The following is a 14,884-nucleotide window of genomic DNA, read 5'->3' on the forward strand; positions in this document are numbered from 1 at the left end:
CAGCACGGCTTCCACTCAACTCTCCATGGCATCGACATCGATCGGGAACCTGAGCTCCCATTCTGCCCCGGCACCGGGCGATGACTTGAGGATCGCCGAACCGCCCAGGGCCGACACGCGGCCCACGATCGAGTCGCGGATGCCCATCCTGCCGTTCTGCGCTGCGGCCCCGACCTGTTCGGCGCTCATCCCGACGCCATTGTCGCGGACCCAGAGGATCACCTCGTCGCACATCTCCTGGTCGAGCAGGATCCAGACCTTGGCCTCCGGGCCCGCGTGCGTCTCGACGTTGTTGAGGACCTCTGCCAGCGCCGCCTCGATCTCGTCGGCGAGGAAGCGCGGCACCTGCACCAGGCTGGCCATGGTCGAGACGGTGACCTTGGCGGATTCGTACTTGTCGAGGACGGCGGCCAGGTCCACGGTCGTGGTGTGCTCGACGTCGAGCACGTCGCGGTCCTGGAGGTGGGAGCGCAGCTGCATCTCGGACTCGCGGGCCAGCGCCGCGAGCCGGATGCCCCGGGGGCCCAGCTCGGGGCCCTCGCGCTCCACCAACGCCAGCACCTGCAGTGCGCCGTCGTGCACCAGTCGGGAGAGCCGCTCCCGCTCCGCGAGCGCGGCGGAACGCACGCGTTCCTGCTCCTGTTCGACGATCGTCGTGCGGAACTGCTCGATCAGCACCCCGAGGCAGGTGGTCAGCAGGATCATCACGAAGCTGGTGCCGAGGCGCTCCAGGCTGAAGTGCGACGGCACCACCAGCATCGAGGCGGCGATCACCACCGAGAAGACCACCCCGCAGCGCACGCTGCTGAACAGCGCCGCGTAGGCCGCCGCGCCTCCGGCCCAGTAGCCGGCCAGCGAGAGCGGGGCGGCCCCGGGCGGGACCACCAGGGCGGTGCTGAGGATGATGGCCAGCGTGACCCCGAGGTCTGCCAGGTGCGCCATGTACGTGCGCCGCGACGGCCGGCGCATCCGCAGCGAGACGAAGATGTGCCAGAAGACCAGCGCGAGGCTGGCCACGATGACTCCGGAAGGGTTGCTCGCGCGCGGGAGCACCAGGAGGAAGTTGACCAGCACGACGTGCACGCCGAGCAGCCCGCGGGCGACCTCCACGACGGTGTAGACGCGCCCCAGGACGTCATTGCGGTCGCGGTACCACAGCGACTGCGGCGTCAGCCAGCGCAGCCCCTGGAGCGACTGCGGGTTCTCCCACTGGGTCTCAGGCATCGTCTGCGCCGGCCTCCGGTGGCTCTCCGCCCCCCGGCCGCGGGAGCACGAACTCGTCCGACCCGACGTCCTTCAGGTCGCCGTGCTTGACCCGGGTGGCGTAGACGTCGGCGTACTCCTGACCGGTGAGCTGCTGGATCGCGGCGAGGGTCTCGTCGGTCACCCAGCGCAGCAGCTTGGTGGACGGCTTGTCGGTGGCGTGGGCGGAGAAGTCGAGCGGCTTGCCGATGATCACCACCGGCCGGCGCAGCCACGGCAGCCCGAACGGACCCTTGAACGACTTGGTGCCCGACACGCCGACGGGGACGACGGGGACGCGGTTGCTCAGCGCCATCCGGGCCATGCCCGTCTTGCCCTTGTAGAGCCTGCCGTCGGGTGAGCGGGTGCCCTCCGGGTAGATGCCGACGACGTTGCCGTCCGCCAGGACCGAGGTGATGCTGCCGAGCGCCTGGGCGCTTGCCCGCCCACCGCTGCGGTCCATGGGCACCATGCCCACGTTCTTCAGGAACCACGCCACGATCTTGCTGCCCACTCCCCCCTCCCCGGTGAACAGTTCCGCCTTGGCCGGGAAGATGATCTTGCGCGGCATGCTGGCCGGGATCACGAGGGAATCGAGCGCGCCGATGTGGTTGCTGGCGAGGATGGCGCCGCCCTGGCGCGGGAAGTTCTCCTTGCCGATCACCTTGGTGCCGTAGCCGTACTTCACCATCGGCAGGAAGATCGTGAACTTGAAGAACTGGTACCACATGGGCCGCAGTCTAATCTCTGCCATCGTATGGACATGGCCACCTTCCGAGCAGTCCGAGACGAAGCCCGCCCCTACCGCGGCGGCGACGGCGGCATCGGCGTCGTCATGGCGCACGGCTTCACCAGCACCGTCGGCGGCGTCCTGCCCTGGGCGCGGGGCCTCGCGGAACGCGACGGTGGCTGGCCAGGGGTCCGGGTCGTCGTCCCGCGGCTCCCCGGCCACGGGACGCACTGGCGCGACCTCGCGCGCACCCGCTGGTGGGACTGGTTCAACGCCCTCGAGGACGCCTACCTCGAGTTGGCCGCCTCGTGCCACACGGTCCACGTCGCCGGGCTGTCGATGGGCGGCGCGCTGGCCCTGCAGCTCGCCGCGCGGCAGCCGGTTGCCGGGACGCTGCTGGTCAACCCCTCCATCGGAACGCGTGACTGGCGCGTGGCACCGGCCGTGAGGGTCCACCGGCTGCTGCCGTCACAGCGTGGCATTGCCTCCGACATCGCCAAACCGGGCGTCGAGGAGCCGGCCTACTCGCGCTTCTCGGTGACGAGCCTCGCCACGCTCCAGGACCTGTGGACCGACACGCAGCAACGCCTGCCGCAGGTGGGGGGCGCCGTCCTGCTCATGACGTCGACGGTGGACCACGTCGTCGACACCACGAGCCGAGAGCTCATCCGGCAGAACGTGCCGGACGTGCGCGACGTGGAGTTGGGCCGCAGCTACCACGTGGCCACCCTCGACCACGACGCCGAGCTCATCGTGGCCGAGTCACGCAGATTCATCACCGCGGCGGGCTAGAACTCGAGGACGGTGCGGCCCGGCAGCGGTGACCCTTCGAGCTTGGCCAGCACGTCGTTGACGTCATCGAGTCGCGCGGGGTGGACCGTCGCCTCGATGCGGGCCTGCGTCGCCAACGCCAAGGCCCGGTCCAGGTCGTAGCGGGTGCCGACGATGGACCCGCGCAGTGTGATGGCGCGCATGACCATGTCATAGATGTTGATCGGGAAGTCTCCCGGTGGAAGTCCGTTGAGCACGACCGTGCCGCCCGGCCGCATCATGGCGACCGTCTGGCCGAAGGCGGCGGGCGAAACGGCCGTCACCAACGCGGAATGCGCTCCACCGACGGTGCGCTGGACGTAGCTCACGGGATCGGCCTCGCGCACGTTGACCGTGAGGTTGGCGCCCAGGCGCGCGGCGAGGGTGAGCTTGGCGTCGTCGATGTCGGTGGCGACCACCCGGAGGCCCATCGCGCGGGCGTACTGCACCGCCAGGTGGCCGAGGCCGCCGACGCCGGAGACGACCACCCAGTCCCCAGGCGCCGAGTCGGTCATCATGAGGCCCTTGTAGACGGTGAGACCCGCGCACATGAGCGGAGCGGCCTGTTCGTAGCTGAGGCCAGCCGGCAGTTGCACCGCGAAGTCCGCGCGGGCCACCACGAAATCGGCGAAGCCGCCGTCCACGTCGTAACCAGTGCGGCGTTGGCGGGCGCACAACGTCTCCCAACCCGACATGCACTGCTCGCACCGCCCGCAGGCCTCGTGCAGCCATGGCACGCCCACCCGGTCGCCGATGTGGTGCAGTTCGACGCCGGGGCCGAGCGCCACCACCTCCCCCACGGCTTCGTGGCCGGGGATGCGCGGCAGCGCGGGCTTGTCGGGCCAGTCGCCGTGGATGGTGTGCAGGTCCGTGTGGCACACCCCGCAGGCACGCACCCGGACGAGCACCTCACCCCAACCCGGTTCGGGGACGGGGACCTCACGCAACTCGAGGGGGTTGCGGAACTGCGTGACGACTGCGGCACGCATGCGGCCGGTCATGGCTACCTCCCTGCCTGGATCGCGGTGATGGCCACCGTGTTGACGATGTCGGAGACCAGCGCGCCGCGCGACAGGTCGTTGACGGGCCTGTTCAGGCCCTGGAGAACCGGCCCGATCGCCAGTGCACCGGCGCTGCGCTGGACGGCCTTGTAGGTGTTGTTGCCCGTCTGCAGGTCGGGGAAGATCAGCACGGTGGCGCGCCCGGCCACGGGTGAGCCCGGCGCCTTGGTCCGGGCCACGCTCGGCTCGACGGCGGCGTCGTACTGAAGCGGCCCGTCCACGGCCAGATCGGGCGCCTTCTCGCGCACGAGCCGGGTGGCCTCGATGGTCTGCTCCACGTCCGGGCCCGAGCCGGAGGTGCCCGTCGAGTAGGACAACATCGCAACGCGGGGATGAATGCCGAACTGGCGCGCGGTCTCTGCAGAGCTGATGGCGATCTCGGCCACCTGCTCCGGCGTGGGGTTGGGGTTGACCGCGCAGTCCCCGAACACCAGCACCCGGTCGGCCAGGCACATCAGGAACACCGACGACACCACCGAGATGCCCGGCACGGTCCGGATGATCTGCAGCGCCGGGCGGATGGTGTGCGCGGTGGTGTTGACGGCACCGGAGACCATGCCGTCGGCAAGGGATTCGTGCACCATCATCGTGCCGAAGTAGCTGGGATCGGACATGGTCTCGCGCGCCTGCTCCAGGGTGACACCCTTCTTCGCCCGCAGCTGCGCGTAACTCTGCGCGAAGCGCTCCCGCAGGGGGCTGTCCGCGGGATCGATCAGGTGCGCGGCGGCGATGTTGAGGTCCAGTTCCTGGGCCGTGCGCCTGATGACCGACGGGTCCCCGAGCAGGGTGATCCGGCAGATGCCCTGGTCGAGCAACCGGTGGGCCGCGCGGATGATGCGCTCCTCCTCCCCCTCCGGCAGCACGATGTGCCGGTCGGCAGCGCGCGCCGCCTCCAGCAGCCGATGCTCGAACATCAGCGGCGTGACGACATCTGCCCGCCCGAGGGTCCTGGCGCCGCGCAACAGTTGTTCGGCGTCGGCGTCGCGGGCGAAGAACTCCCTCGCCTGCCGCACCTGACGCGCATCGAGCTGCGCAGGTACCCGCTCGTAGTCGCCCAGCGCCAGGTACACCTGCTCGATGGTCCTGCGCGTGCGCAGCAGAGGCGCCTGCGGAGTCAGGCGCTGCCAGAAGGTGCCGACGGCGGGGTCGAGCGGCCACGGACCCGCCGCGATGGCGGCGGCCGGGGCCGGGAACCTCCCGGTCGCGGCCGCCAACGGGACGCCCACACCGATCTCGGCGCGGTCGGCGGAGAAGATGACCAGGGATTCGGCCCGCACCTGCGGCAGGAGGTTCGTCAGGCTCATGTCGGCGATCAGGAGCGATCGTCGCGGCGCCACCGCCGTCAGGTCCCCGGCACCGGCGACGGGTTCGGCGCCGATCGCGGCCAAGGCGCCATCAAGACCGTTCACCGCCCCAGTCACCTCGGCCACGACGAAGGCCGGCACAGGCAGGTCACCGAGAGCCTGCGCGGTCAGGTCCTGACCCTCGCTACGAGGTGCGAGCACGCCCACCACCTGCGCGAAATTGCGCGTCGCCTCGTCGAGCGCCACGTCGATGCGCTCACGGGTGAGTTCCGCTCCCCCACCGGAGGGCACCACGAGCACCATCGGCACATCGAGGTTGGCCGCCACGCGCGTGTTCCACGCGAACTCGATGGGGGCCAGTGAGCAGTCGTACTCGCTGCCCAGCACCAGCACCGCCTCGTGGGCCTCGGCGCACTCGGCGAAGCGCGCGATGATCTGCGCCATGGCCGCCGTCGAGTTGTGCAGCACCTCATCCGCGGTGGCGCCCCACCGGGGTTTGGCGCCATCGTCGTCGACCTGTTCGAGCAGGGCGGCCAGCACCGGGTCATCGGGCTCGGCCACGATGGGCCGGAACACCCCGACGGAGGCGTGCTGCGCACCCAGTGGCTCCAGCATGCCGACGGCGAACTGCAGTAGGTGTGGGCAGTGCTCGGTCGGGCAGAGGTAGATCGAAGCACCGCGCGCGTCAGCGCCCGGGGGCATGGCGCTACTTCTTGAGGGCCTTGGAGATGGCGCTGTCCAGCCCGTCGGGCTCGTAACCCAACGCGGCCACCACCGCCTCCCGCACTGCGATGCCCACCCCGTCGGCGTCGGGGGGCTGCGTCACCGTCGGCTCCGGGCGGGCCGACGTTGCGGGAGAGGCGTCGTGGGCAGGGACGAGCCGGAGTCCGCGCTCCAGCGCATACTCCTTGGCCAGTGCGGTGACGATGTCGCCGGCCGTGAGGCGGATCTCGCTGGTGCCGGAGGCCAGCAGTTGGTCGATGGTGTCCTTGGTGAGTACGCGGCGAGGCATGGCGTGTTCCTTACTGTCCCGTGACTGCTTCGATGGCGGTGATGGCGGCCTCGCGGGCCGCTTCGATGTCGGCCTCGGTGCCGGAGATCCACATGCGGCCGTAGATGCCCACGGAACTCATGTGGTTGAGGAAGATCGGTGAGGCCTTCTCGGCCTCATTGGCGGCCAACGTGATGTAGGCGGCGGGCTCCACCTCGAGCACGAGCATCGTGTGGCCACCTTCGATCATGGTGCCCATGTTCATCCGGTTGAGGACCTGGGCCTGGAGGGGATGGACGTTGGTGATGATCTGCTCCGAGGCGATCTTCGGCGCGATGCGCGCCTCCACGGGCAGCCCGAGCGACTCGAGCACCACCTCACCGGCGCGCAGCACCTCGGACTGGTTGTCCGAGTGCACCTCGAACATGCCGAACTGGCGTTCGACCACCTGCGCCCCAGGCTTCACGTCGACGGCCTTCAGCACGGTGTCGACCACGCGGAAGACCCAGTTGCCCGGGGCCATCTCCACATAGAGGCTGCTCATGCCCTCCACGGGCGGCGAGCCGGCCGCGATCTTGCCGGTGAAGGCCGCGAACTGCGGCTGGATGCGATCGAGATGGCAGTAGGCCCGCAACTGGAAATCGGACTGATCGGCCATGTCAATGGCCTCCCTTCTGGGCGATGGGCGGGGCGAAGCTGGCCACCCCGAGCGGTGTGACGAGCATGGGTTCCGGGGCCACCTCGGTGCGGATCCCCGTGATGTCGGCCATGATGTCGGCGATGCCGAGGAAGGCGGCAGTGCCTCCGACGAGGTGGATGACGTCGATGTCGTGGTCCGCCACCGCTGAGCGCACGATGGTGGAGATCTTCTCCAGGGTGGGGTGCACGAGAGGCAGCAGCGCCTCCTGCTCCGCCTTCCTGACCTTGCGCTTCTCCGCCTCCGCCACCGGGATCTTCAGCGCCCCCGCGATGACCAGTGACAGGTGGGTGCCGCCGGTCGGCTCGTCGATGGTGTCGACGACCTCACCGTCGCGCAGGATCGCGACACCCGTGGTGCCGCCGCCGATGTCCACCACTGCGCCGTCGGTGATGCCGAGGACTGCGTTGGCGGCAGTGGTCTCGTCCACGACGGCGGCGCAGTCGATGCCGGCCCCCTCGAGGACGTAGCGGTGCGCGCGGTGGTCGGCCGTGCCCACTGCGGGCGGGATGGTGACTGCGCCCTGCGTCAGGGTGCGGCCGGTGGCCGCCTCGACGCGGCTCCGGAGCTCACGGATCACCGCCTGGGCGCCCGCGAAATCCCACACCACTCCGTCGCGCACCACGTCGGCGAACTGCGTGGCGGCGGCGAGCGGCGTGCCGTCCTCAGCCGTGACCATGACGACGCTGAACGCGGTGCCCAGGTCGACGCCCACCCTGATGGGGGTCCCGGGCGCGATGCGTTGGGGTCGCCTCAGGGCTGCCTTGGCGGCCTTCATGGTGCGTTTGACGGGCGCGGGCGGCCTGGCTGCCGTCCCGGGCACGGCCGGGGAGAGATGCATGTTCAGAGCCCTTCCTCCCAGTTGGCGGGGAAGGTGACGTAGATGAACTTGGCCCACGACGGCGTGCCGAACGTGATCGAGGACCCCTTCGGCACGTAGAGGATGTCGCCCGGGCGGCCGATCTGGTCGCCGCCGTCGCCCCCGAGATGCAGTTCGCCCTCCAGGACGATCTGGATCTCGTCGTAGGTGAGGGTCCACGGGAAGGCCCCCTTGGTGAGCGTGAGGTAGCCCGCCGCCATGGGCGCCCCGTCGTCGGCCGTGACGACGTCACCGGCGGTCACGGCCATGGACGGAGGTGGCCCCGGGTAGGGGAAGGGTTCGAGCCTGGCGTCGGCCTGGCGGGCCAGCTTGACGCGGGGCCGACTGGTGGGGGCGGCGAGCTCGCCCCCACCCGACCCCAGCATGGACGACACGATCGAGCGGATCTTCGTCGTGAGCGCGTCATCGGCCCGCGGCGGGGCAGCCACGGGCCCGCCCCGCACAATGCTGATCCCCCGGTCCTTCGCCACGTCCCGCGCGAGCGGGGTGACGATGGCATCGGTGGGCACCACGAGGCTCGGGCCCGAGGCTGCTTCGACCTCGGCTGCCGTGATGACGCTCCTGCCCATGACGGCTCACTCCTTCCGGTTGACGATCGTGCGGTGGGTGCTCAGTCGCGATGCGGGAGGACGAGTTCGACGTCGCCGTGCGGACGCGGGATCACGTGCACGGAGATCAGCTCGCCGACGCGGCCCGCGGCCGCTGCGCCCGCATCGGTGGCGGCCTTCACCGCGCCGACGTCGCCACGCACGAACACGGTGACGAGGCCGGCACCGATCTGTTCCTTGCCGATCAGCCGGACGTTGGCGGCCTTGACCATTGCGTCAGCGGCCTCGATGGCGCCGACGAGGCCCTTGGTCTCGACCATGCCGAGCGCGATCATCTGGACATCTGCCATGGGAGTTCTCCTTTGAATGGGTGTTACTGGGGTTTCCTGGTTGGTTTCCGGTTGGGTCTGTGGTGTGGGTGGCGCCGACGGCGGCGGGGCCTCTTCGGTGGCCTGCACCGCGGTGTCGGCTGGGGCTTCTGGCTTCTTGCCGTTGCCCGGTCTGCGCCTCGGCGGCTCAGTGGTTGGTTGTTCGGTCATTGGCTACCTCCTCGCGGACCTCATTTCTGCATTTCTGTCAGTACCTGGCGGACCAGTCGTTCGATCAGGGCGGCATCTGCGTCCTGCCCCTGGGCCCCCACCGGCGATGAGGGCTCGTCGGTCTCCCCGACCTCCGGCGTCATGCCGTCGAGCCGACCCCCGTGCGCCCTGGCCACGTCCGGGGCCGGACGAAGGTGGTACGCGAGGCGCTTGACGTTGAGGACGTGCTCGACGGTGATGTTGTCGCTGACCACCGCACCGCCGATGCCCCCGGGCGCGAGCGTCATGGACGGCCGCACCCCCGTCGTGGCTCCCACGCCACCGAGGCTGCCCCAGGTGTTGACCAGGATCCGGAACGCCGGCTTCTCGATGCCGAACTGCAGGATGGATTCCTCGTCGCGCGAGTGGATGACCATCGAGTGGCCGTCGCCGCCGAACTTGAGCAGTTGCACGGCGCGGTCGCAGCCCGCCCTCCAGCCGTCCTCGACCATCCAGCCGAGCACGGTGGTGAGCTTCTCCCGTGAGAGCGGGTACTTCGGACCGACACCGTCGAGGGGTGCCACGAGGATGCGGGTCGCTTCCGGTACCTGGATGCCCGCCATGCGGCCCAGTTCCTGAGGGGTGCGGCCCACATAGTGCGCGTACATCATTCCGTTGGGCCGGAACATGGCGCCGGCGAGCTTGTCAGCCTCCTCGGCCGTCAACCACTGCGCGCCCCGCTGCTGCATCTCGGCCTTGAGCCGGTCGGCGATGGGCCGGTCGGCGATGACCACCTGCTCGGTCGCGCAGATGGTGGAGCAGTCGAACGACTTCGACTCCACGATCATCTGGGCAGCCTTGACGATGTGCGCCGAACGGTCGACGTAGGCCGGCACGTTGCCGGGCCCCACGCCCAGTGCGGGCTTTCCGCAGCTGTGGGCCGCCTTGACCATGCCCGGGCCGCCGGTGGCCAGGATCATGGACGTGGCGTAGTGGTTCATCAACTCGTTGGTGCCATCGAGGCTGAGCTCGGTCATGCAACTGACCAGGCCGGCGGGCATGCCCGCCGCCTCGCCGGCCTCGGCCATGACCCGGACCGCTTCCGCGGTGCACTCCTTCGCCGAGGGATGGGGCGCCACGACCACCGCGTTGCGGGCCTTGACCCCGATGAGGATCTTGAAGATCGCCGTGGAGGTCGGGTTGGTGGACGGCGTGAGCGCGCACAGCACACCCACCGGCCAGCCGATCTCGACGATGCCCCGGCTCTCGTCACGACGCAGGACGCCGCAGGTGGGGATGTCCCTGATGGAATCCCACACCCCCTGCGCGGCGAACTCGTTCTTGACCCGCTTGTGCGCCGGGTAGCCGAAACCTGTCTCGTCGTGGGCCAGCTGGCCCAGCCGTCCGGCCTCCCTCATCGCTGCCGCCACCATGGCTTCGCAGATCTTGTCCACCTGCGCCTGGGAGGCGAACTGGAAGGACCGCATCGCCTCCCTCGCGGCCACGGCCAGATCCCTGGCCTGCTGGATGGACCTCAGATCCGAGTCCATGTTGTTCGGGCTCATCTCTCAGCGCTCCTAGAGTCGCTTCGGGTTGGCCGCGACTTCGAGCACCCCGTCCTGGAACGCCGCGCACGCCGCCCGGCATGCGCTCTGCGAACCGGTGAGGAGACCGCCTGCGAAGTTGGTCTCGCTCGGCGGTGCGTAGTACTCCCGGACGGAGACGTCCGCAGCCTTGACGGCCAGGTCGAGCGCATAGGTGGCCTCGAGCGGCGGTGCGATCAGGTACGCGAGGGGTTCGCCCTGCGGGATGCCCGCCGCCGCCGAGAGGTAGCTTCCGGTGCTGGAGATGAGGTGGGCGAAGAAGTTCAGCTCGCCCGCTTCGTCGGCGCTGTAGAACCAGGCCTCCTCCTCCGCGTAGGAGATGGCGGCGTCGACGCCGGCGCGCACCTCGGCCGGTGTCGGGCCGGCCAGCATGCCGATGATCTCGCCGGAGAGGGGGCCCGACGGGTAGCCGGATCCTGCGTAGAAGCTCTTGGCGTAGACGACGTCGACCTCGGCGTACTTGGTGGCGTCGTCGAGCGACACGTACAGCGAGTCGTCGATGTCACACGTGATGAGGCCCAGCGACCGCTGATCGTCGGCCAGCCCCAACTTCTCCGCGAAGCCCCGATCGACGTTCGCGATGATGCGCACGGCCAGGATGGTCGGCTTGACCGGTTCCAGAATTGCCATGTCGGTTTCCTTCCGTCAGTCCTTCGCGACCTCGCGGAGCTTGACCCCGCTGGCGCTGTACTTGAGCATCCGCTTGATGAACTCGACGATGTAGGCGCCGGCCTCGAGCGGGTTGGTGCCGCCGTGCGTGGTGATCATGCAGATCAGGTCACGGTCGGCGTCGGACTTGCCGGGCTGCGGGTCGAAGCCCATGTAGGCGCTCATGGCGTCTGCGATGCCCAGCCCTGGGCGTTCGCCGATGAGCAGGACGACGACCTTGGCCCTGATGATGGTGTTGATGTCGTTCATGAGGCCAACGCGGCCGTTCTCGACGAAGAACGGGGTGCCGACGGTGAGCCCGGAGGACTTGAGGCCCTGCTCGATCACGGGGTAGATGTCGCGCAGGTTGTTGTCGATCGCTGCGGCCGACAAGCCGTCGACGACGCACAACTGCACGTCCGGCCCCTTGACGCACTTCTCCTCGATCAGCTTCTTGGCCTCGTCGTTGAGCAGCCGGCCCAGGTCCGGGCGGAGCAGGAACTCGGCGCGGTCCTCGACCTTGGTGGTGACCGTGAACAGGTTGAAGTGGTCCCTGATCTCCTGCGAGACGACGCCGTAGATGGCGTCCTGCGTCACTCCGTGGTCAGCCTGGAACAGCAGGGCGGTGGCGGTCTTGGGCCGCGGCCCTGCCCGGCCCACCCCCAAGCGGGCGCTCGTGGTGGCCATGAGGTTGCGCAGGCCATCCGCGTCCGCGGGGTTGTCCACCAGCATGGCGTGCCGTGGCGCGTCCTCCGTGGGATCGGCCAGGTCGATGACGAGGTCTCCTCCGTCGCGGTGGATCACCGATTGGGCCTTCTGGTGCGTGGCGTCCCTGGGTTCGAAGCCCTCCGCCTTCAACTCCGCGAGCACGCGGGCGACGATCTCCTCAATCTTCTGGTTCATCTGTTCACCTCTTCAGGAAGAAGGACGCATCGCCGGCGATATCGGTGAGCTGGCCGTCCTTCCACAGGCCCACCTCTTCCATCCACGCCTCGAACTCGGGCAACGGACGCAGCCCCAGCGCCTGCCTGATGGCCGGGGCGTCGTGGTAGCTGGTGGTCTGGTAGCTCAGCATCGCGTCGTCGCCCATGGGGATGCCCATGATGAAGTTGGCGCCGGCCGAGGCCAGGAGCACGGCCAGGTTGTCGTTGCTGTTCTGGTCGGACTTCGCGTGGTTGGTGTAACACACGTCGCAGCCCATCGAGATGCCGCTGAGCTTGCCCATGAAATGGTCCTCGAGGCCGGCGCGGATGATCTGCACCGAGTCGTAGAGGTACTCGGGGCCGATGAATCCGACGACGGTGTTGACCTGATAGGGCTTCCAGCGCCGGGCGATGGCATAGTTGCGCGCCTCCAACACCAACTGGTCGGCGCCGTGGTGCCCGTCGGCGGACAACGCGGAGCCCTGGCCGGTCTCGAAGTACATGTAGTTCGGGCCCGTGGTGACGCAGTACTTCTGTGCCAGCTCGTACGCCTCGTCGAGCAGGCCCACCGAGATGCCGAAGCTCTCCATGGCCTTCTGCGAGCCCGCGATGGACTGGAAGATCAGCCCGACGGGCGCACCGCGGCGCAGGCACTCCATCTGGGTGGTGACGTGCGCCAGCACACAGTTCTGGGTGGGGACCTCCCACCGGGTGATGACGTCGTAGACCATGTCGAGGAGCCGTCCGACCGAGCCGACGGAGTCGTCGGACGGGTTGATGCCGATGACCGAGTCACCGGAACCGAACGACAGGCCCTCGTAGATCGAGGCCCGGATGCCGTCGACCGAATCCGTGGGGTGGTTCGGCTGGAGCCGCGAGGCGAAGGTGCCTGGTAGTCCCATCGTGCCGGCACAATGCGTCACGACGCGGATCTTCTTGGCGGCGACCACGAGGTCGAGGTTGCCCATGAGCTTGGTGACCGCAGCCACCATCTCGCCGGTGAGCGAGTGGCTGATCCGGGCGATGTCCTCGCCCGTGGTCTTGTTGGACAGGATCCATTCGCGGAAGTCCCCGACGCTCCATCCCTTGATCTCGTTGTAGATCGTCTCGTTGATGCCGTCGTCGATGGCCCTGGTGACCTCGTCCTCGTCGTAGGGGACCACCGGGTTTTCGCGCAGGGCGCTCAGCGGCACCTCTGCAAGCACGTGTCGTGCCGCCACCCGTTCGGCGGCAGAGGCGGCGGCGATGCCTGCCTGCTGGTCGCCGGACTTCTCCTCGTTGGCCTTGGCCAAGAGATCCTTGATGTCGGCGAACTCGTAGGTGTGTCCGAACAGCTTCGTCCGCAACAGCATCGAATTCACCTCCTGCTCTTCTTTTCCACGGTCAGCTCCCTGTCTTTGCTCGGCTGATGTCTGATGTGACTGTTTCTTCAGTTGTCGGCGGCTTGGTAGAAGATCAGTGTCTTCACTGACACCGGAACGACTCTGCCGTCGAAGAGTGGTTCCCCGATATCGATGAAGTCGCCTTCACCGAGCTGGATTTGATCGACCACGATCAATGGCACGTCGGGCAGGTCCTGTTTGATGGTCTGGCCCAGGACCTGCGCATAGTCGGCTTCCGTCACGAGCACCAGTGGCCTGTCCCGGGGAAGGTGCCGTTCCGCGAAACGACAGATGCCCTGGGCCAGTGCCGTGACCTGCGGGTAGTTGAGCCGGTGCGGCAGATCCAGCGACACCGCGAAGTCCCCCTCCGCACCGTCACCCCTGTCCCACCTCTCGACGGCGGCCCCCAGCGTCTGCGTGATCGCTGCGGCGTCATCGAGCCCCGGCACCGCGTCGCGGAGGCGTGGTTCGATGACGGGCGCACTGCGCAACGGAAGATGGGAGTCCTCCGCCCAGATGGTGGAACCGGACAGCGTCACCTGTTGGCTCGCGGCACCCAGCACCGTGGCCCTGAGCGTCTGCTCCGGCTGTTCCACCCGCAATGCCGCCCAACGCTGGTTCCGGCGCAGCGAGTCGGCCAACAGCGGCCCGACGTCGCCCCACCGGCAGACCTCGGAGAGACTGCCGGCCGGCGCATGGTCGTAGTAGAGGGCCCCCACCCCGCCGGAGACGAAGTACGCGCCGACCGCACCCTCGACGGCGAGCGGCGGGCTGAGCGCCGCCTTCGCCGCCAGTGCGGAGGTCTCACCCAGGCAGAGCTCGACGATGATCTCCGCCATGGCGTCGGTCAGCCTGCGCAACTCCCCCATGGCCGGCACCGCGCCTTCGCGCAGGTCGAGGCCGAGTTCGTGCTTCAGCATCCTCCCGATGGGCGCGAGGTGCGTCAGCACGCCCGACGAGGGGTCGAGCACCGCCTGGCGACCGCCCACCATGGACGCCGCCGACGCGACATGGCCGCCCGAGCGGAAGATCGCGGCGTTCGACGAACCCCCGCCGATGTCGACGTTGATGACCGTGGCGTAGTTGTCGGCCGACCACTGGGCGGCGCCGGAGCCGCGCCCCGCAATCTGCGATTCGAGGTTCGGGCCTGCCACCGTGACGACGAACTCGCCCGCCAAGTCGCCGAGGCCCTTCAGGATCTCCTCCGCGTTGCGGGCCCTCGCCGTCTCGCCCGTGATGATGACCGCTCCGGTCTCCACCTGATCGGGTTTGACCCCGGCCCTGCGGTACTCGGCTCGGATCAGCGTCACGAGTCGGTCGACGTCCACCTCGTCTGCCGTCCGCAGCGGCGTGAGGTGCGGCTCGCTCTGGTAGAGCACCCGGCGGGCGTCGATGTCCAGCCGGGGCACCAGGCCCGGGCGGGCCCGATTGCTCACCGTCAGTTCCGACAGGACCAACTGGCTGGTCGTGGTTCCCACGTCGATCCCGACGGAGAGCATGTCCCGGCTGTCCATCACACCTCCCTTCCCACTGTGACTGCCTGCGG

At 68.9% G+C, this 14,884-nt stretch carries 15 protein-coding genes; 1 reads left to right on the top strand and 14 read right to left on the bottom strand.

Translation table 11 applies throughout. The features are described 5' to 3' along the window. Positions 1-15: 15 nt before the first annotated feature. Together ABEA30_RS11865 and ABEA30_RS11870 are read right to left on the bottom strand one after the other, a co-directional pair. Positions 16-1,224 carry a sensor histidine kinase gene (locus tag ABEA30_RS11865; RefSeq protein ID WP_345583084.1) on the bottom strand — a complete coding sequence of 403 codons (1,209 nt, stop codon included), beginning with the start codon at positions 1,222-1,224 and terminating at the stop codon, positions 16-18. Next, positions 1,217-1,972 (bottom strand): lysophospholipid acyltransferase family protein, encoded by a 756-nt coding sequence (locus ABEA30_RS11870; RefSeq protein ID WP_345583086.1) that lies wholly within the window; start codon positions 1,970-1,972, stop codon positions 1,217-1,219. The genes ABEA30_RS11865 and ABEA30_RS11870 overlap by 8 nt, the downstream gene beginning before the upstream one ends. 33 nt (positions 1,973-2,005) lie before the next feature. On the opposite strand from ABEA30_RS11870, the gene ABEA30_RS11875 reads away from it, so the two are divergent. Then, positions 2,006-2,764, top strand: a complete 759-nt coding sequence (locus ABEA30_RS11875) for an alpha/beta hydrolase (RefSeq protein WP_345583088.1) — start codon at positions 2,006-2,008, stop codon at positions 2,762-2,764. Here ABEA30_RS11875 and ABEA30_RS11880 read toward each other — a convergent pair. The 12 genes from ABEA30_RS11880 to ABEA30_RS11935 all read right to left on the bottom strand — a co-directional run bounded on the left by ABEA30_RS11880 (position 2,761) and on the right by ABEA30_RS11935 (position 14,852). Beyond that, complete coding sequence (locus tag ABEA30_RS11880) at positions 2,761-3,783, bottom strand: zinc-dependent alcohol dehydrogenase (RefSeq protein ID WP_345583090.1); 1,023 nt, start codon at positions 3,781-3,783, stop codon at positions 2,761-2,763. The genes ABEA30_RS11875 and ABEA30_RS11880 overlap by 4 nt on opposite strands. Positions 3,784-3,785: 2 nt before the next feature. Beyond that, on the bottom strand, positions 3,786-5,849 hold the full coding sequence (gene pta / locus ABEA30_RS11885; protein WP_345583092.1) for a phosphate acetyltransferase: 2,064 nt from the start codon (positions 5,847-5,849) through the stop codon (positions 3,786-3,788). Positions 5,850-5,853: 4 nt separating this feature from the next. Continuing rightward, the gene (locus tag ABEA30_RS11890) at positions 5,854-6,159 is read right to left on the bottom strand and encodes a cupin domain-containing protein (protein WP_345583094.1); all 306 of its coding nucleotides are present in this window, start codon (positions 6,157-6,159) and stop codon (positions 5,854-5,856) included. Between the two features lie 10 nt (positions 6,160-6,169). Continuing rightward, the gene (locus ABEA30_RS11895; RefSeq protein ID WP_345583096.1) at positions 6,170-6,796 is read right to left on the bottom strand and encodes a hypothetical protein; all 627 of its coding nucleotides are present in this window, start codon (positions 6,794-6,796) and stop codon (positions 6,170-6,172) included. Between the two features lies 1 nt (position 6,797). Further along, on the bottom strand, positions 6,798-7,676 hold the full coding sequence (eutJ, locus tag ABEA30_RS11900; RefSeq protein ID WP_345583098.1) for an ethanolamine utilization protein EutJ: 879 nt from the start codon (positions 7,674-7,676) through the stop codon (positions 6,798-6,800). Between the two features lie 2 nt (positions 7,677-7,678). Then, a complete protein-coding gene (locus tag ABEA30_RS11905; protein WP_345583100.1) occupies positions 7,679-8,284 on the bottom strand; it encodes a cupin domain-containing protein in 606 nt (201 codons plus the stop codon). A gap of 41 nt (positions 8,285-8,325) precedes the next feature. After that, positions 8,326-8,613, bottom strand: coding sequence for an ethanolamine utilization microcompartment protein EutM (gene eutM / locus ABEA30_RS11910; protein WP_345583102.1), 288 nt, complete (start codon positions 8,611-8,613; stop codon positions 8,326-8,328). Between the two features lie 209 nt (positions 8,614-8,822). Continuing rightward, positions 8,823-10,346, bottom strand: coding sequence for an aldehyde dehydrogenase family protein (locus ABEA30_RS11915; RefSeq protein WP_345583104.1), 1,524 nt, complete (start codon positions 10,344-10,346; stop codon positions 8,823-8,825). Positions 10,347-10,358: 12 nt separating this feature from the next. Further along, complete coding sequence (eutL, locus tag ABEA30_RS11920) at positions 10,359-11,015, bottom strand: ethanolamine utilization microcompartment protein EutL (protein ID WP_345583106.1); 657 nt, start codon at positions 11,013-11,015, stop codon at positions 10,359-10,361. A gap of 15 nt (positions 11,016-11,030) precedes the next feature. Further along, a complete protein-coding gene (eutC, locus tag ABEA30_RS11925; RefSeq protein WP_345583108.1) occupies positions 11,031-11,936 on the bottom strand; it encodes an ethanolamine ammonia-lyase subunit EutC in 906 nt (301 codons plus the stop codon). Positions 11,937-11,940: 4 nt separating this feature from the next. Further along, positions 11,941-13,308 (bottom strand): ethanolamine ammonia-lyase subunit EutB, encoded by a 1,368-nt coding sequence (locus ABEA30_RS11930; protein WP_345583110.1) that lies wholly within the window; start codon positions 13,306-13,308, stop codon positions 11,941-11,943. A gap of 77 nt (positions 13,309-13,385) precedes the next feature. After that, entirely contained in the window at positions 13,386-14,852 is a 1,467-nt protein-coding gene (locus ABEA30_RS11935; protein WP_345583112.1) for an ethanolamine ammonia-lyase reactivating factor EutA, read from the bottom strand. Positions 14,853-14,884: the final 32 nt, after the last annotated feature.

This window comes from Tessaracoccus lubricantis (assembly GCF_039544535.1).
Classification (GTDB): Bacteria; Actinomycetota; Actinomycetes; order Propionibacteriales; family Propionibacteriaceae; genus Arachnia; species Arachnia lubricantis.